Source organism: Bradyrhizobium sp. (assembly GCF_035309285.1).
Lineage (GTDB): Bacteria > Pseudomonadota > Alphaproteobacteria > Rhizobiales > Xanthobacteraceae > Bradyrhizobium.
This window is the reverse complement of record NZ_DATGFH010000171.1, coordinates 1-16031: the sequence shown is the minus strand read 5'-3', so window position 1 is coordinate 16031 and position 16031 is coordinate 1. Positions and strand designations below refer to the sequence as shown.

Sequence of the window (16031 nt, the reverse complement as noted above, 5' to 3'; positions counted from 1 at the left end):
ACAACTGATGCCAATACCCCCCGTCCTCCGTTTCGCCCCAAGCCCGAACGGCCCGCTTCATCTCGGTCATGCCTATTCGGCGCTGCTCAATTTCGACATGGCACGCGCGAGCGGCGGGCGACTCCTGCTGCGCATCGAGGATATCGATCCGACCCGCTGCAGGCCGGAATTCGAGGCCGCGATCTACGAGGATCTCGCCTGGCTCGGGCTTGCCTGGGAGGTTCCGGTGCGACGCCAGTCCGAGCATCTCGATGAATATCGCCGGGCCGTGGAGAGATTGGCGGAGCAGGGGCTGATCTATCCGAGCTTCGAAAGCCGCGCCGAGATCGCAAGACTGGTGGCAGAGCGCGAGGCGCACGGCGTCTGGCCGCGCGATCCCGACGGCGCGCCGCTCTATCCAGGGAACGCCAAGCGGCTCTCGGCCGCCGAACGCGCACGCTTGATCGATTCTGGCGCGCCTTATTCGCTGAGACTCGACATGACGGCCGCGATCGCGCGCGCACGCGATCTCTCCTGGCATGAGCGCGGCGAGGGGCCGAACGGCAAAACCGGCCGGATCGCGGCCGCCCCGCACGCCTGGGGCGACGTCGTGCTGGCGCGCAAGGAGACGCCGACCAGCTATCACCTCTCGGTCGTGATCGACGACGCCTTACAGGGAGTGACCGAGGTGGTGCGGGGTGAGGACCTTTTCCATGCCACGAGCGTGCACCGGCTGCTGCAGCATCTGCTTGGCCTCGCCGAGCCTGCTTACCGGCATCATCGGCTGATTCGCGATGAGGCGGGGCTCAAGCTCTCCAAATCGACCGGCGCGACAGGCCTGCGCGAATTGCGCGCTTCGGGCATGAGTGCGGCCGAACTGCGTCGTCGGATCGGACTCCCGTAAAATCCCTGGTGGCAAGTTCGAAACGGTGCCGTGACTCCGGCGGCCTCGCCATGCCATGGTGGCGCAGGCGGGGGAGCCGGGAGTCTCATGGCGGCTAGTTCGCGCGACCAGCGCAAGAAACGCTCGCCGAAAAAGCGGCCGGCGAAGAAGCGTAAGTCCGACGCTGGAGCGGCAAGGGTGCACAAGCGCGTCGCTGCAACCGGCGTCGTGGAAACCGCGCTCGCCGTCTTTGCCCATGAGGTGCGCACGCCCTTGACCGGCATCCTCGCCATCTCTGATCTGCTCGCGACCTCCGAGCTCGGCGAGCGCGAGCGGCGATGGGTCGACACCATCAAGGCGGGCGCCGAGCATCTGGCGAACCTGGCGACGCTGTTCGTCGATGCCGCCAAGTCCCACAGCATGCCCACCGCGCTCCGCGAGGATTTGTTTGACCTGCGCGCGCTCGCCCGCAGCGCCGGAGATTCGCTGGCGGGCCGCGCGGCCGCCAAGGGCCTGCAGGCCGAGATCGACATCTCGCGCCATTTGCCTTCGCTCGTGGTGGGCGATCCCATCCGCCTGCGGGCGGCGCTGGAGAACCTGATCGACAATGCGGTGAAATTCACCGAAACCGGCGCGGTGGCGCTGGTCGCCGCACCCGAGCGCGGCGGCAAGGGCAACAGGAACACATTGGCGGTGACCTTCGCCGTCTCCGACAGCGGTATCGGGCTGACGCTGCCGGAGATCAAGCGCCTGTTCCGCCCATTCTCGCAGGCCAATGTGTCGATCGCCTCGCGCTATGGCGGGGCGGGGCTCGGCCTGTCGTCGGTCAAGCAGCTTGCGCGCATGATGGGCGGCGATATCGCCGTGGCGCCGCGCCGCGGCGGCGGTACCACCTTCACGCTGACGGTGCGACTGGAGGCGGCGGACGCGGGCGAAGCATCGGACGTCGGCGCGGGCGCCGCCGGTGTGCGCGAGCCGTTGGCGCCGCTGCGCATCCTCGGCGTCGAGGACAACCCGTTCGGCCGCGTCGTGCTCAACACCATCCTGACCGAGCTCGGCCATCAGGCGGAGTTCATCGGCCGGGGCGAAGCGGCCATCGAACGGATCGAGCAGGGCGCATTCGACGCGGTGCTGATGGACATGGTGCTGCCGGGGATCGACGGCATCGAGGCGATCCGGCGCATCCGCGAGCTCGAGCCCCCGCTCGGACGCATCGCCATCATCGGCGTGTCGGGCCGGGGCGAAGACGAGGCAGGTTCGCGCGCGGCGGGCGCCGACGCCTTCCTGCTCAAGCCTGTGTCTCCGAGGGCGCTAGCGACTGCGCTGCTTGAAGCGACACGCCGCGCGGCAGCCGCGACTTGATGATCGCGGCGTTGAGCTCGCCGCCAAAGACGAAGATTGCGGCGATGAAATACAAAAACACCAGCGCGATGATGACCGAGGCGAGCCCCGCATACATGGTGACGTAGCGGTCGGCGAAGCGGGCGAGATACTGGCCGAACATCATGCCCGAGATCAGCGAGGCCACCATGGTGAAGACGATGCCGGGCAGGATCTGCACGAAGCTGCGCCGACCCGCCGGCACCCACTTGTGCAGGATGAACAGCGCCACGATCAGCGCCACGATGGTGATGCTGTAACGCCCGACATGGAGAAAGCTCTCATTGGCTTCCACGACCACCGGAAGATAGCGCCGCACCCCCTCGATGATCAGCGGGCCGAGCACGATCAGGAATGCCATCGCCAGCGCCGTGAAAGCGGCAACCAGCGTATAGCCGATCGACTCCAGCCTCAGCCAGTACCAGCGCCTCGGCTCGACCACGGCATAGGCGCGGTTGAGCGCAACCCTCAGCGCCTCGACGCCGTTGGAAGCGAAATAGACCGCAAGCACAAGGCCTGCGGTCAGCGCGTCGGTACGGGTCGTGGTCAGTACCTCGTGGATTTGCCCCGAGATGGTGTCCGCGACCTGCCGCGGCCAGGTCTGCAATATCAGCGCAGCCGCCTGGTCGGCGAGCTCCTTCGAGCCGAAAAAGCCGGCGAGCGAGGTGAGCACGATGAGGAATGGAAACAGCGCCATCAATGTCGACAGGGCGATATGGCTCGCGATCGCCCAGCCGTCGTCGGCAAGGAAGGTGTAGAACGCATCGAGGCTGACGTGAAAGAGGTAGCGGATCGGCTTCACATTTCACCTTGCGCGAGCGACGGATGCGACCCGGTTAGCATCTGACAATATGATATAAAAGGCCAGATCGTCGGCGCAAAACGGCAGGCCCGGATGGCGTAGCTCGGCGTGCGGTGTTATGTAGCGCCATGGGTACCTTCCTGAGCAAATTCATCCTCCCCATTGCGCTTGCCGCTGTCGCGCTGGTGCTGCTGATGGGTCTTGTCAACATGATGCGGGGCGGTTCGCCCAATCGGTCGCAGCAGCTGATGCGGCTGCGCGTGCTGCTGCAATTCATTGCAATCTGCATCACCATGCTCGCGGTCTGGGCGATGGCGCACTAGCGCATGATCCGGAAAAGTGTGCAGCGGTCTTCCGAAAAGCATGCCCTCGGGCTTGACCCGAGGGATCATGCGCAAACCAAAGAGTGAGCGGAGGGACACATGGTCGTGCTCAATCGCATCTATACGCGAACCGGCGATGACGGCACCACCGCGCTCGGCTCGGGCGAGCGCCGCCCGAAATATGATCTGCGCGTCGCCGCTTACGGGACCGTCGACGAGACCAATGCGGCGATCGGCGTCGCGCGCGTGCATCTTGACGACGCACGCGAGCTCGACGCCATGCTCGGTATGATCCAGAACGATCTGTTCGATCTCGGCGCCGACCTTGCCGTACCCCAACGCGAAGGCAAGGCGGAACGCTTGAGGGTCTTGTCGAGCCAGGTCGAACGACTGGAGCACCACATCGACAAGCTCAATGAAAAGCTGTCGCCCCTGACGTCGTTTGTTTTGCCTGGCGGAACGCCTGCCGCCGCGTACCTCCATCTGGCCCGCACCGTATGCCGCCGAGCGGAACGGATGATGGTGGAACTCGCGGCCAAGCCGGAAGAGCCCGTTAGCGACGCGGCGATCCAATACATGAATCGTCTGTCAGACTTCTTGTTCGTCGCCAGCCGCGCGGCCAACCATAATGGCGCCGACGACGTGCTCTGGGTGCCCGGCCAGAACCGCTAGGGTGAACCGCCAAAGATTGGCCCGCGGGGCCAATTTTTGGCCTCGGCGCGCGTTGACCGGGGTGGGCCGGCGCTCTAGGTTCCGCGCCGAAGCAGTCAAATCCCCCAAATTCAAGCGAAAGAGGATCGATGAAGGTTCTGGTGCCGGTAAAGCGGGTCGTCGACTACAACGTCAAGGTCCGCGTCAAGAGCGACGGGACGGGCGTAGAACTCGCCAACGTCAAGATGTCGATGAATCCGTTTGACGAAATCGCCGTCGAGGAAGCGTTGCGGCTGAAAGAAGCCGGCAAGGCAACCGAGGTCGTGGTGGTCTCGATCGGGCCCGCGCAGGCCTCGGAGACCATTCGCACGGGGCTCGCCATGGGTGCCGACCGTGGGATTCTCGTGAAGGCCGACGGCAATGTCGAACCGTTGGCGGTCGCGAAGATCCTGAAAGCCGTGGCCGACGAGGAAAAGCCCGGTCTCATTATTCTGGGTAAGCAGGCGATCGATGACGATAGCAACCAGACCGGTCAGATGCTGGCCGCGCTGCTCGGCTGGTCGCAGGCGACGTTCGCCTCCAAGCTCGAGGTCGATGGCTCCGATTTCAAGGTCACGCGTGAAGTCGATGGCGGCCTGCAGACTGTGAAGCTGAAGGGGCCGGCGATCGTCACCACCGATCTTCGCCTGAACGAGCCGCGCTATGCGTCCCTTCCCAACATCATGAAGGCGAAGAAGAAGCCGATTGCGGAGAAGACCGCCGCCGACACCGGCGTCGATCTCGCGCCGCATCTGGAAGTGCTGAAGACATCCGAACCGCCCGGCCGCAAGGGCGGCGTCAAGGTCAAGGACGTCGCCGAATTGGTCTCCAAGCTGAAGAACGAAGCCGGGGTTCTCTGAAAATGACGACGCTGTTGATTGCCGAACACGACCACGAAACCCTGAAGGACGTCACCAACAAGGCGCTGACGGCTGCCAAGGAATTGGGCGCCGACGTGCATGTCCTGGTCGCCGGCGGCAGCCAGGGCACCAAGGCTGCCGCCGAAGCGGCCGCGAAGCTGGACGGTGTGAAGAAGGTGCTGGTCGCCGAGGGTGCTGCTTACGAGCACGATCTTGCGGAGCCGCTGGCCGCGCTGATCGTGGCGCTCGCACCGTCCTATGACGCCTTCGTCGCGCCGGCGACTTCGCGCTTCAAGAACGTGATGCCGCGCGTTGCGGCCCTGCTTGACGTCATGCAGGTCTCGGAGATCATCAAGGTGATCGCGCCCGACACCTACGAGCGGCCGATCTACGCCGGCAACGCGATCCAGACCGTGAAGTCGAAGGACGCCAGAAAGGTGATCACGGTGCGCACCTCGACCTTTGCGGCGACGCCTGCGGGTTCTCCCGCTGCGCCGATCGAGAGTGCGGCATCTGCCGCCGATCCCGGCCTCTCCAGTTTCGTCGGCGAGGAGGTTGCGAAAAGCGACCGTCCGGAGCTCACCTCGGCCAAGATCATCGTCTCCGGCGGTCGCGCCATGCAGAGCCGCGAGAACTTTGCCAAATATATCGAGCCGCTCGCCGACAAGCTGGGAGCCGGTGTCGGTGCCTCGCGCGCCGCGGTCGACGCGGGCTACGCGCCGAACGACTGGCAGGTCGGGCAGACCGGCAAGGTGGTGGCGCCCGAGCTCTATGTCGCGATCGGCATTTCCGGTGCGATCCAGCATCTCGCCGGCATGAAGGACTCCAAGGTGATCGTCGCGATCAACAAGGATGAGGACGCGCCGATCTTCCAGGTCGCCGATTATGGCCTTGTCGCCGATCTCTATCAGGCGGTTCCCGAACTGACGGAAGCGCTCGGCAAGCTCGGAAAGTGAGGACCAGACACCGGCCGGATGGGGCACTCCCGGCCGGTATTTCTTGCTATATTCGGAGCGTTTTCGGGCGAAGGGGGTACCTTTTCGCGCGAAAACGCGTCAAAAGGACTGAAGGGCAGGCGCGATATGCGCGCCGTTCCGGTGGATGACAGAATGGCGATGATCAAGAAGATCGGCGTGATCGGCTCGGGCCAGATGGGCAACGGCATCGCGCATGTTGCGGCATTGGCGGGCTTCGACGTGGTCCTCAACGATGTCGCCGCCGACCGCCTGAAATCCGGCATGGCAACCATCAACGGCAATCTGTCGCGGCAGGTCGCCAAGAAGGTCATCACCGAGGACGCGAAGGCCGGGGCGCTGGGCCACATCGCATTGAGCGAGACGCTGGATGGGCTTTCCGATTGCGACCTCGTCATCGAGACCGCGACCGAGAAGGAAGAGGTCAAGCGCAAGATCTTCCACGATCTCTGCGCCGTGCTGAAGCCCGAGGCGCTGGTCGCCTCCAACACCTCGTCGATCTCGATCACGCGCCTTGCCGCCACCACCGACCGTCCCGAACGCTTCATCGGCATTCACTTCATGAATCCGGTTCCGCTGATGGAACTCGTGGAGCTGATCCGCGGCATTGCCACCGACGATTCCACCTTCGAGGCGGCGAAAGAGTTCGTCGGCAAGCTCGGCAAGCAGATCGCGGTGTCGGAGGATTTCCCGGCCTTTATCGTCAACCGCATCCTGCTGCCCATGATCAACGAGGCGATCTACACGCTCTATGAGGGTGTCGGTAATGTCGAGGCGATCGACGCGGCGATGAAGCTCGGGGCCCATCATCCGATGGGGCCGCTCGAGCTTGCCGATTTCATAGGCCTCGACACCTGCCTGTCGATCATGCAGGTGCTGCATGAGGGCCTGGCCGACTCGAAGTACCGGCCGTGCCCGTTGCTCGTGAAATATGTCGAGGCCGGATGGCTCGGGCGCAAAACCCAGCGCGGCTTTTACGACTACCGCGGCCCCAAGCCGGTGCCGACCCGGTAGGGGTCAGCTGCCAATCCTTCGTTCGGGATAGGGAACATCAGGAAGCTGATCGGCGGGGTGCTTATCCCGGTGCTCGACGTATTCGATCAGCGACCCGTCCGGATGCCGCGCGAGCATGTTCCAGCCGGTCGGCACGACCTTCGGTGGCCTCAGAATTTCGACGCCGATCGTCGGCAGGTGGTTCGCGTAGGCTTGCAGATCATCGACCATGAAGGTCGCGTGGGTGTCGACGAACGGAGCGAGGCTTTCTTCCGTGCCGGCAATGAACAGAATGGAAGCCACCTGCGCGAGCTTGAGCTGGTAGGCCGGGTAATCGAAACGGAGTCGGGCCTTCTGGCCGATCAGCTCTTCATGGAAGCTGACCGCGGCGTCGAACCGGTCGAGCGGCAAACAGCGCCGGACGAGAATGTTGAGGACTTTCATCTGCAATACCCCTCGTTAACCTTCCTCCCCTAGGGTGCCTCGCAGGACCTTCGGGGTGCTCGCGTATGGATATGAGCTTGGTGGCGGCGGTGCTGATGAATCAGACGGCGGCACTGCAGTCGCAGGTCGCGACCTCGGCGCTGAAATCCGACCTCAATGCCCAGAAATCAGCGGTCGAAACCCTGCTTGGCGCCGCCCAGCAGACGCTTTCACTCGGCAATGTCGGCCCCGGTATCGGCAGCAACCTGAATATTTCGGCTTAACTTGGCTCCGTTGTCATTCCGGGATGGTCCGAAGGATCAGACCCGGAATCTCGAGATTCCGGGTTCGCGCTGACGCGCGCCCCGGAATGACAATCAAAGACTAAAATCCGGCCGCGGACGGCTTCACGGCGGCCTCGATCAGCTTCACGGCGTCGTCGCTATCCCATTCGGCCGGTCCCGCGATGGTCGCGATCTCACAGCCCTGGCCGTCCACCAGCACCGAGGTCGGCATCCCCAGCGCCCGGCCGATCGACTTAAGATCCTGGAAAACCTTGGCTTTCTCGTCGTTATAATAACCCAGCCGGGTCAGGTTGGCCTGTTTCAGGAAGTTCTTCGGCTTTTCGGGGTCGCGGGTGTCGATATTGATCGCCACCACCTCAAAATTGGGGCCCTCGAGCCTGGTTTGCAGCCGATCCAGCGCCGGCATTTCCCGGCGGCAAGGCACGCACCACGTGGCCCAGAGGTTCACCAGCACGGTCTTGCCGTGCCAATCCGACAGCTTCTTCGGCTTGCCGTCGGCGTCCGCGAAGGCGAGATCCGGCAGCTTCAAGGGCTTCGAGGCCATGGTCAGCGCGGCGACCTCGCCATGCGCCAGCGGCGCGATGCGCTTGGCGGTATCGACCGCCGCCCGGCACGCGGGATCGCCGCCCGTATTCAGCCCGCCAAGCCCGGCCACGCCGGCATAGCCGATCAGCCCACCGATCACGACCGCACCGACGACGATCGGAATCCGCCGCGTGGCGGTCGGGCGCGGTAAGGGGGGTTCGGGCATATCGTTTGTCATCCTGGTCCAGATACGGTTATGGAGGGGCCTATATTACGCCGGGCGGAGCCGGCAAAGGGTGCGCGGCGCTTGCGCGCGCGGATGTGAACGACGGGACAGCGATGAGCAACCAGATGTGGGGCGGCCGGTTTTCCGAGCGCCCGGATGCGATCATGGAGGAGATCAACGTCTCCATCGACGTGGATCGGCACCTCTATGCCCAGGACATCGCGGCTTCCAAGGCGCATGCGGCGATGCTGGCCGAGCAGGGCATCATCACGGCTTCCGACGCCAAAAACATCGGCAAGGGCCTCGATACGATCCTCGGTGAGATCAGCAAGGGCGCGTTCGACTTCAAGCGCGCGCTCGAAGATATCCATATGAACGTCGAGTCCAGGCTTTCCGAGCTGATCGGGCCGGCCGCGGGACGGCTGCACACCGCGCGCTCGCGCAACGACCAGATCGCGACCGACTTCCGCCTCTATGTCCGCGACACCATCGATCAAACCGATGCCGCGCTGGCCGATTTCCAGCGCGCGCTTGTGGCACGCGCGACCGAGCATGCCGCGACCGTGATGCCGGGTTTCACTCACCTGCAGACCGCGCAGCCCGTCACCTTCGGCCATCATCTGCTAGCCTATGTCGAGATGGCCGCGCGCGACCGCGGCCGCTTTGCCGATGCGCGCAAGCGGCTGAACGAATCGCCGCTCGGCGCCGCCGCGCTCGCCGGCACGTCGTTTCCGATCGATCGCAACGCCACCGCGAAAGCACTCGGCTTCGACCGCCCGATGGCCAATTCGCTCGACGCGGTCTCCGACCGCGACTTCGTGCTGGAGACGTTGTCGGCGGCGGCGATTTGCGCCGTCCATCTGTCGCGCTTAGCGGAAGAGATCGTGGTCTGGACCTCGCCGCTGGTCGGCCTCGTGCGGTTAAGCGACAAGTTTACCACCGGCTCCTCCATCATGCCGCAGAAGCGCAATCCGGATGCGGCAGAGCTCGTGCGCGCCAAGACGGGCCGGGTGATCGGGGCGCTGACCGCGCTGCTGATCGTGATGAAGGGCCTGCCGCTCGCCTATCAAAAGGACATGCAGGAGGACAAGCAGGGCGCATTGGAGGCGTTTGCCGCGCTGTCGCTCGCAATCCGCGCCATGACCGGCATGGTCTCCGATCTCGTGCCGGACGAGGCGCGGATGAAGGCGGCTGCCGGCGACGGCTACGCCACCGCGACCGATCTCGCCGACTGGTTGGTGCGGACGCTCAAAATGCCGTTCCGCGACGCCCACCACGTCACCGGGCGCATCGTCGCGCTGGCCGCAAAGCAGGGCGTCGCGCTGCATGAATTGCCGCTGAAGGCGATGCAGGAAATCGAGCCGAAGATGACAGCCGATGCGCTGAAGGTGCTTTCGGTCGAGGCTTCCGTCAAAAGCCGCACCAGCTTTGGCGGCACGGCGCCCAGGAACGTGGCCACGCAGGCGAAAGGGTGGGCAAAGCGTCTCGAAAAGCAGCGAAAATAAGGTTGCGGATACGAATTTCGCTGCAATTTCACGGTCATGTTGCTCTCGCCATGGCAGGGCATTCTTTGTATGGTGCGGCCCGATTTGGGGATTTCGTCGTGAACAATCACTTGCGTCCGACCGCTTCCGCGTGGGCCGTCATTCTCTTGAGCGTGGTCGCGTTGTCGCTTGCCGGCTGCGGCCGCAAGGGTGGACTCGATTTGCCGCCATCGGCCAGCGGAGCGAATCCCGCCGTCGCGCCGACCGATACCGAGGGCGAGGCGGCGAAGCAGCCGAGCGTGTTCAATTCGAGCTACGGCACCGATGCGCCGCCGACCGCGCCCAAAGGCGCCAAGCGGTCGTTCATCCTCGACCCGCTCCTCGATAATCGACCCGACACCAAATAAGACATCCGGCCCCGCCATGAACCACTTCGACTATCGCAACGGCGTGCTGCACGCCGAGGCGGTCAACCTGTCTGATCTGGCGCAGGCGGTCGGCACTCCCTTCTATTGCTACTCCACAGCGACGCTGGAGCGGCATTACCGCGTCTTCAGCGAGGCCTTCGCCGGCGAGAAGGTCATGGTGTGTTACGCCATGAAGGCCAACTCCAACCAGTCGGTGCTGCGCACGCTGGCGAAGCTTGGGGCCGGCGCCGATGTCGTGTCGGGCGGTGAATTGAAGCGGGCGCTCGCCGCCGGCTTTCCGGCGCAAAAAATCCTGTTCTCCGGCGTCGGCAAGACCGAGGCTGAGCTGCGTGCCGCGCTCGCCGCCGACATCTTCTGTATCAATGTCGAATCCGAGCCCGAACTCGAGCTGCTCTCGAGGCTTGCGGTCGAGACCGGCCGCGTTGCGCGCATCTCGGTGCGCGTCAACCCGGACGTCGATGCGGGCACCCACGCCAAGATTTCGACCGGCAAGTCCGAGAACAAGTTCGGCATTCCGATCGTGCACGCCCGTGAGGTCTATGCCCGCGCCGCAAAACTGCCGGGCATCAAGGTGATCGGTACCGATATGCATATCGGCAGCCAGATCACCGATCTGGCGCGGATGGAAACCGCCTTTCGCATCCTCGCCGAGTTTGTGCAGACCTTGCGCACCGACGGCCACGACATTGCGCATATCGATTTCGGCGGCGGCCTCGGCATTCCCTACTACATGGATCGCGAGGCGCCGCCCGCGCCCGACGCCTATGCCGTGATGGTCAAGCGCGTCACGCATAATCTCGGCTGCACGCTGATGTTCGAGCCGGGGCGGATGATCGTCGGCAATGCCGGCATCCTCGTCAGCCAGGTGATCTATGTGAAGCAGGGTGACGGCAAGAACTTCGTCATCATTGATGCGGCGATGAACGACCTGATCCGGCCGACGCTCTATGAAGCCCATCACGACATCCTGCCGGTGAGGCAGGCCGGCAAGGACGCGCGCACCATCGTCGCCGACGTGGTCGGCCCGGTCTGCGAGACCGGCGATTATCTCGCGCTCGACCTCACGTTGCCGGAGCCGAAGGCGGGCGATCTCCTCGCCATCATGACCGCCGGCGCCTATGGTGCGGTGCAAGCCGGCACCTACAACACGCGGCCACTGGTCCCGGAAGTGCTGGTCAGGGACGATCAATACGCGGTCGTGCGCCCGCGCCTCGACGTCGACGCGCTGATTGCGATGGACAAGCCCGCGCCGTGGTTGTGATGGCCACCGTCGTGGCCACCTAACCGGTGTCGTCCCCGCGAAAGCGGGGACCCATAACCCCAGGGCGACGTTGTCGTCATTGCGAGCGAAGCGAAGCAATCCATACTGCCGCAGCGGTAGCGGTGTGGATTGCTTCGTCGCGGAGCCTGTCATCGGGCCGCGCGTTCGCGCGGACCCGTTGGCTCCTCGCAATGACGAGGCAAGAGCTGGCGAAACCACAACTTCTTGTGGTTATGGGTCCCGGGTCGCGCTCGCTATGCTCGCTTGCCCGGGACGACAGCGGAAAAAGAATGGCCTAACGTTATTTCCCCATCACGCCGCCCTTGCCGCCGACCACGACGCCGGCGGCTTTCTCGATCGGCTTGATTGCGGCGGTGAAATCGGACTCCGGTCCCTGGTCGCGGATCACGGCTTCCCACAGGCGCCCGACGGCTTCCGCGACTTCCATCGATAGCCCGAGCGAGCGCATCTCCTCGACCGCGAGTCGCACGTCTTTCACCATCAACCCGGTAGCGAAGCCGAAATCGAAACTGCGCGGCAAGACCGAGCGCGGAAACTTGTCGCGGCTTGCGGTGTTCATGCCCGAGCCCGCGTTGATCACGTCGATCATCACCTTCGGATCGAGGCCGGATTTCACGCCCATCACGACAGCTTCCGAGGTTGCGACCATCGCGGTGGCCGACAGGAAATTATTCGCAAGCTTCATGGTCTGGCCCGCACCCGGCTTGGTCGAGATCAAAAACACCTTGCCGATGACATCGAGCGCCGGCTTGACGGCCTCGTAATCCGCCTTCGGGCCTGACACCATCACCGCCAGCGTCCCCTTCTCGGCGCCGGTGACGCCGCCGGAGACGGGGCTGTCGATCTGCACGATGTTGCGCTTTTGCAGGATGTCGTGGATCTTCACCGCCATTTGCGAGCCGACGGTCGAGAGATCGACGAAGCGCTTGACCTTTTTGCCCTCGATCACGCCGTCCTTGCCGGTCGCAACCTCCAGCGAAGCCTTGAGCGAGGGCAGGCTCGCCATCACTGTCTCGGTGCGGTCGGCGACATCCTTCGGCGAGGTTGCGGCTTGCGCCCCGAGTTTCACCAATTGGTCGATCGCCTCCTGGCGGGTGTCGAATACGATCAGCTGATGTTTCACCTCGATCAGTCGGCGCGCCATGGGCAGGCCCATCTTGCCAAGCCCGATAAATCCGATGTCCATATTTATTCCTTCCGTTCGTCTGTTGTCGGCGAAGTCGCGCGCCACACACTCGATGTCGTCCCCGCGAAAGCGGGGACCCATGGCCACAGGCGACTGTTGTTGCGCCAGGTCGGCACTCCGGGTCTCCGCAACACGACCGCCTGTGGTTATGGGTCCCGGGTCGCGCTGAGTCTGTCATCGGGCCGCGCTTTGCGCGGACCCGTTGGCTTGCCCGGGACGACGACGGGTCGCTTTCCTGTGGAATGGCGGGCGGAACTTACGGTATCGGCTGCGCCCGGTCACGCCTTCGTGTCATGCGCAAAACGGGCGGTATACCGTGCTGGAACGGATGCCTCGCTGACGCCATTGTGTTAGGGTGATTTGCGGTTACTGGAGACTCGATGAACGGCGTGACCCCTGACCCGACCGAGCCGCAGCGCACGACGGAAGCCCTCGCCCGGTTGAAGCTGACGCAGGCCCTGCAGCGGGCCAAATATGCAATCGCGTGGGAACGCGCCTGGCCGCACCTGGCGCGACTCCTGACCGTGATCGGACTGTTCCTGGTGGTGTCGTGGGCCGGCCTGTGGCTCGCGGTGCCTGCGATCGCGCGCGCAATCGGGCTTGTGCTGTTCGTGCTGCTGGCATTGGCCGCGGTGCTGCCGCTGGTGTGGTTTCGCTGGCCGAGCCGCGACCAGGGGTTGAGCCGGCTTGATCGCGGCTCCGGTATCGCCCATCGCCCGGCGACCACGCTCACCGACACGCTCTCCACGCAGGATCCGGTCGCGCTGGCGCTATGGCAGGCGCAGCGCGAGCGCACGCTGGCCTCGCTGAAACGCATTCGCGCCGGCCTGCCGTCGCCGCGGCTGCGGCTGTACGATCCCTGGGCACTGCGCGGCCTCGTCGCGGTCATGCTGGTTGCTGCGTATGTTGCCGCCGGCGACGAGCGCATGCTGCGCGTCGCCTCCGCCTTCGATTGGGAAGGCGTGCTGACCCCGACCACCATCCGCGTCGATGCCTGGGTGAACCCGCCGGCCTATACCGGCAAGCCGCCAATCATCCTCTCGGCCGCGAACAAGGAAGCTGCCGTGCTGCCGGTCTCGGGCCAGTTGCCGGTTCCTGTGGGTTCGACGCTGATCGTGCGCTCGAGCGGCGGCACGCTCGATGTGATTGCAGGCGGCGGGGTCACCGAGACCGCGCCGGCCGAGCAGGCTCCCAAGGGCACCAACGAGAAGCACTTCACCATTGCAGGCGACGGCACCGTGCATGTGCGCGCACCAAGCGGTCAGCCGCAATGGAAGTTCAGCGCTGTCCCCGACCGTCCGCCGACGATCTCGCTCGCCAAGGAGCCGCAGCGGCAGGCGCGCGGCTCGCTGCAGTTGGCCTACAAGATCGAGGATGATTACGGCGTGACCGAAGCGCACGCCCAGTTCACGGCGCACCCGGCTGATGCCGCGCAAAACGGGCCGTCGACGCGCCCGCTGTTCACGCCGCCAAAATTTCCGCTGGTGCTGCCGAACGCGCGAACCCGCAACGGCATCGGCCAGACCGTGAAGGACCTCAGCGAAGATCCCTACGCCGGGGCCGATGTCACGCTGACGCTGACGGCGAAGGACGAGGCAGGCAACGAGGGCAAGAGCGAGGCTTTCAACATGCGCCTGCCGGAGCGGCTGTTCACCAAGCCGTTGGCGCGCGCGCTGATCGAGCAGCGCCGCATCCTCGCGCTCGACGCCAACAAGAGCTCCGAGGTTTCCACCGCGCTCGATGCGCTGATGATCGCGCCGGAGATGTTCACGCCGGAGGCCGGCCAGTATCTCGGCCTCCACAACGTCACGCACCAGCTCGCGGCCGCCCGCACCGACGATGATCTGCGCAGCGTGGTCGCTAGCCTCTGGGGGCTCGCGGTCACCATCGAGGACGGCAACATCAGCGACGTCGACAAGGCGTTGCGCGCGGCACAGGACGCCTTGAAGCAGGCGCTGGAACGCGGCGCCAGCGAGGAGGAGATCAAGAAGCTGACCCAGGACCTGCGCGCGGCGCTGGACAATTATCTGCGCGAGCTCGCCCAGCAGTTCCGCAACAATCCGCAGCAGCTCGCCCGTCCGCTCGATCAGAACACCAAGATCCTGCGCCAGCAGGATCTCGACAACCTGATCGAACGCATGGAGCGGCTGTCGCGCCAGGGCGACAAGGAAGGTGCGCAGGCCTTGCTGGAGCAGCTCCAGGAGATGCTTGAAAATCTGCAGATGGCGCAGCAGCAGCCCGGCGACAGCGACATGGATCAGATGTTCAACGAGCTGAACGACATGATCCGCAAGCAGCAGCAACTGCGCGACAAGACCTTCAAGCAGGGTCAGGATTCGCGGCGCGATCGCATGCGCGGCAAGCGGCAGCAGGGCGACCAGAGCATGAGCGACCTGCAGCAGGACCAGCAGAGCCTGCGCGACCGGCTGCAGAAGCTGCAGCAGGACCTCGCCGGCCGGGGCATGGGCCCGGGCCAGAAGGGCGATCAGGATCAGCAGGGTGCCGATAAGGGTGACGATGGCGAGAACGGCCTGGGTGAGGCCGACAGCGCCATGGGTGATGCCGGCAGCAAGCTCGGTGAGGGCAATGCCGACGGCGCGGTGGACGCGCAGGGCAAGGCGCTCGAAGCGCTGCGCAAAGGCGCCCAGAAGCTCGCGGAAGCCATGCAGCAGGGCGATCAGGACGGCCAGGGCCAGGGCGAGCGGATGGGACGGCAGCAGGCCGGACCCAACGGCACCGATCCCTTAGGGAGGCCGTTGCGCTCGCATGAATATGACGAGCTCTCGAAGATGATCCCTGGCGAGATCGACGTGCAGAAGGTCCGCCGCATCCTCGAAGAGCTGCGCAAGCGCCTCGCCGATCCGTCGCGGCCGAAGGTCGAGCTCGACTACATCGAGCGGCTGTTGAAGAATAATAATTATTGAGGGGCGCGGGCGGCCTCCACACATTTCAATTGTCACGCGCGGGCTTGTGACGAGAAGATCGTAGGGTGGGCAAAGGCGCACTTGCGCCGTGCCCACCGCCTTTCTCATTTCCGTCGGTTCTGACTGGTGGGCACGCTTCGCTTTGCCCACCCTACAACTAATCGTCATGCGCGGGCTTGACCCGCGCATCCATCACCTTCGCAAGATGCTTTTTTGATGGATGGCCGGGTCAAGCCCACGGCTGTCCGGTTTAATTTTGGTGGACATGGCGCATGGCGTGGATTCTTCTGCGGTCTTGAGCATCGCCAAATGTTCGAGACACACAAGGAAGATCCCGCCATGCGCCACCACAATACAGTAATTC

Annotated in this window: 16 protein-coding genes; 12 read left to right on the top strand and 4 right to left on the bottom strand. The window is 64.5% G+C overall.

Annotation, left to right across the window (positions count from 1 at the left end; genetic code table 11):
- Window positions 1-13: 13 nt before the first annotated feature.
- Both gluQRS and VKR55_RS31180 read left to right on the top strand, forming a co-directional pair.
- On the top strand, window positions 14-883 hold the full coding sequence (gluQRS, locus tag VKR55_RS31185) for a tRNA glutamyl-Q(34) synthetase GluQRS (protein WP_324409268.1): 870 nt from the start codon (window positions 14-16) through the stop codon (window positions 881-883).
- A gap of 87 nt (window positions 884-970) precedes the next feature.
- Window positions 971-2224, top strand: a complete 1254-nt coding sequence (locus VKR55_RS31180; RefSeq protein ID WP_324409243.1) for an ATP-binding protein — start codon at window positions 971-973, stop codon at window positions 2222-2224.
- Here VKR55_RS31180 and VKR55_RS31175 read toward each other — a convergent pair.
- On the bottom strand, window positions 2151-3044 hold the full coding sequence (locus VKR55_RS31175; protein WP_324409242.1) for a YihY/virulence factor BrkB family protein: 894 nt from the start codon (window positions 3042-3044) through the stop codon (window positions 2151-2153). The genes VKR55_RS31180 and VKR55_RS31175 overlap by 74 nt on opposite strands.
- A gap of 128 nt (window positions 3045-3172) precedes the next feature.
- Between VKR55_RS31175 and VKR55_RS31170 the strand changes: the two genes are divergently transcribed.
- The 5 genes from VKR55_RS31170 (at window position 3173) to VKR55_RS31150 (ending at window position 6905) form a co-directional block, all read left to right on the top strand.
- Window positions 3173-3367, top strand: a complete 195-nt coding sequence (locus VKR55_RS31170) for a twin transmembrane helix small protein (RefSeq protein ID WP_324409241.1) — start codon at window positions 3173-3175, stop codon at window positions 3365-3367.
- 99 nt (window positions 3368-3466) lie between these two features.
- Window positions 3467-4039 (top strand): cob(I)yrinic acid a,c-diamide adenosyltransferase, encoded by a 573-nt coding sequence (locus VKR55_RS31165; RefSeq protein ID WP_324409240.1) that lies wholly within the window; start codon window positions 3467-3469, stop codon window positions 4037-4039.
- A gap of 128 nt (window positions 4040-4167) precedes the next feature.
- Window positions 4168-4917: an electron transfer flavoprotein subunit beta/FixA family protein gene (locus tag VKR55_RS31160; protein ID WP_324409239.1), complete on the top strand. Its 750-nt coding sequence runs from the start codon at window positions 4168-4170 to the stop codon at window positions 4915-4917.
- A 2-nt stretch (window positions 4918-4919) separates the two neighbouring features.
- A complete protein-coding gene (locus VKR55_RS31155; protein ID WP_324409238.1) occupies window positions 4920-5873 on the top strand; it encodes an electron transfer flavoprotein subunit alpha/FixB family protein in 954 nt (317 codons plus the stop codon).
- Window positions 5874-6026: 153 nt separating this feature from the next.
- Window positions 6027-6905, top strand: coding sequence for a 3-hydroxybutyryl-CoA dehydrogenase (locus tag VKR55_RS31150; RefSeq protein WP_324409237.1), 879 nt, complete (start codon window positions 6027-6029; stop codon window positions 6903-6905).
- Between the two features lie 3 nt (window positions 6906-6908).
- Here VKR55_RS31150 and VKR55_RS31145 read toward each other — a convergent pair whose 3' ends face one another.
- Complete coding sequence (locus VKR55_RS31145; RefSeq protein WP_324409236.1) at window positions 6909-7328, bottom strand: VOC family protein; 420 nt, start codon at window positions 7326-7328, stop codon at window positions 6909-6911.
- Window positions 7329-7399: 71 nt separating this feature from the next.
- Here VKR55_RS31145 and VKR55_RS31140 point away from each other — a divergent pair, with 71 nt between their 5' ends.
- The gene (locus VKR55_RS31140; RefSeq protein WP_414642503.1) at window positions 7400-7591 is read left to right on the top strand and encodes a putative motility protein; all 192 of its coding nucleotides are present in this window, start codon (window positions 7400-7402) and stop codon (window positions 7589-7591) included.
- Between the two features lie 100 nt (window positions 7592-7691).
- Here VKR55_RS31140 and tlpA read toward each other — a convergent pair whose 3' ends face one another.
- A complete protein-coding gene (gene tlpA / locus VKR55_RS31135; protein ID WP_324409234.1) occupies window positions 7692-8375 on the bottom strand; it encodes a thiol:disulfide interchange protein TlpA in 684 nt (227 codons plus the stop codon).
- A gap of 101 nt (window positions 8376-8476) precedes the next feature.
- On the opposite strand from tlpA, the gene argH reads away from it, so the two are divergent.
- From argH to lysA, 3 genes are all read left to right on the top strand, one after another.
- The gene (gene argH / locus VKR55_RS31130) at window positions 8477-9868 is read left to right on the top strand and encodes an argininosuccinate lyase (RefSeq protein WP_324409233.1); all 1392 of its coding nucleotides are present in this window, start codon (window positions 8477-8479) and stop codon (window positions 9866-9868) included.
- A 98-nt stretch (window positions 9869-9966) separates the two neighbouring features.
- Window positions 9967-10254, top strand: a complete 288-nt coding sequence (gene lptM / locus VKR55_RS31125) for an LPS translocon maturation chaperone LptM (RefSeq protein WP_324409232.1) — start codon at window positions 9967-9969, stop codon at window positions 10252-10254.
- Between the two features lie 16 nt (window positions 10255-10270).
- Window positions 10271-11536 (top strand): diaminopimelate decarboxylase, encoded by a 1266-nt coding sequence (gene lysA, locus VKR55_RS31120; protein ID WP_324409231.1) that lies wholly within the window; start codon window positions 10271-10273, stop codon window positions 11534-11536.
- A 301-nt stretch (window positions 11537-11837) separates the two neighbouring features.
- Here the strand turns inward: lysA and VKR55_RS31115 are convergent, their stop codons facing one another.
- Window positions 11838-12743 (bottom strand): NAD(P)-dependent oxidoreductase, encoded by a 906-nt coding sequence (locus VKR55_RS31115; RefSeq protein WP_324409230.1) that lies wholly within the window; start codon window positions 12741-12743, stop codon window positions 11838-11840.
- A gap of 380 nt (window positions 12744-13123) precedes the next feature.
- Here VKR55_RS31115 and VKR55_RS31110 point away from each other — a divergent pair, with 380 nt between their 5' ends.
- Window positions 13124-15667, top strand: coding sequence for a TIGR02302 family protein (locus VKR55_RS31110; RefSeq protein WP_324409229.1), 2544 nt, complete (start codon window positions 13124-13126; stop codon window positions 15665-15667).
- Window positions 15668-16031 lie beyond the last annotated feature (364 nt).

Coding starts and splice junctions, on each gene's coding strand:
- VKR55_RS31180 (WP_324409243.1), top strand. CDS start 971: ATGGCGGCTAGTTCGCGCGACCAGCGCAAGAAACGCTCGCCGAAAAAG.
- VKR55_RS31170 (WP_324409241.1), top strand. CDS start 3,173: ATGGGTACCTTCCTGAGCAAATTCATCCTCCCCATTGCGCTTGCCGCT.
- VKR55_RS31165 (WP_324409240.1), top strand. CDS start 3,467: ATGGTCGTGCTCAATCGCATCTATACGCGAACCGGCGATGACGGCACC.
- VKR55_RS31160 (WP_324409239.1), top strand. CDS start 4,168: ATGAAGGTTCTGGTGCCGGTAAAGCGGGTCGTCGACTACAACGTCAAG.
- VKR55_RS31155 (WP_324409238.1), top strand. CDS start 4,920: ATGACGACGCTGTTGATTGCCGAACACGACCACGAAACCCTGAAGGAC.
- VKR55_RS31150 (WP_324409237.1), top strand. CDS start 6,027: ATGGCGATGATCAAGAAGATCGGCGTGATCGGCTCGGGCCAGATGGGC.
- VKR55_RS31145 (WP_324409236.1), bottom strand. CDS start 7,328: ATGAAAGTCCTCAACATTCTCGTCCGGCGCTGTTTGCCGCTCGACCGG.
- VKR55_RS31140 (WP_414642503.1), top strand. CDS start 7,400: ATGAGCTTGGTGGCGGCGGTGCTGATGAATCAGACGGCGGCACTGCAG.
- tlpA (WP_324409234.1), bottom strand. CDS start 8,375: ATGACAAACGATATGCCCGAACCCCCCTTACCGCGCCCGACCGCCACG.
- argH (WP_324409233.1), top strand. CDS start 8,477: ATGAGCAACCAGATGTGGGGCGGCCGGTTTTCCGAGCGCCCGGATGCG.
- lysA (WP_324409231.1), top strand. CDS start 10,271: ATGAACCACTTCGACTATCGCAACGGCGTGCTGCACGCCGAGGCGGTC.
- VKR55_RS31115 (WP_324409230.1), bottom strand. CDS start 12,743: ATGGACATCGGATTTATCGGGCTTGGCAAGATGGGCCTGCCCATGGCG.
- VKR55_RS31110 (WP_324409229.1), top strand. CDS start 13,124: ATGAACGGCGTGACCCCTGACCCGACCGAGCCGCAGCGCACGACGGAA.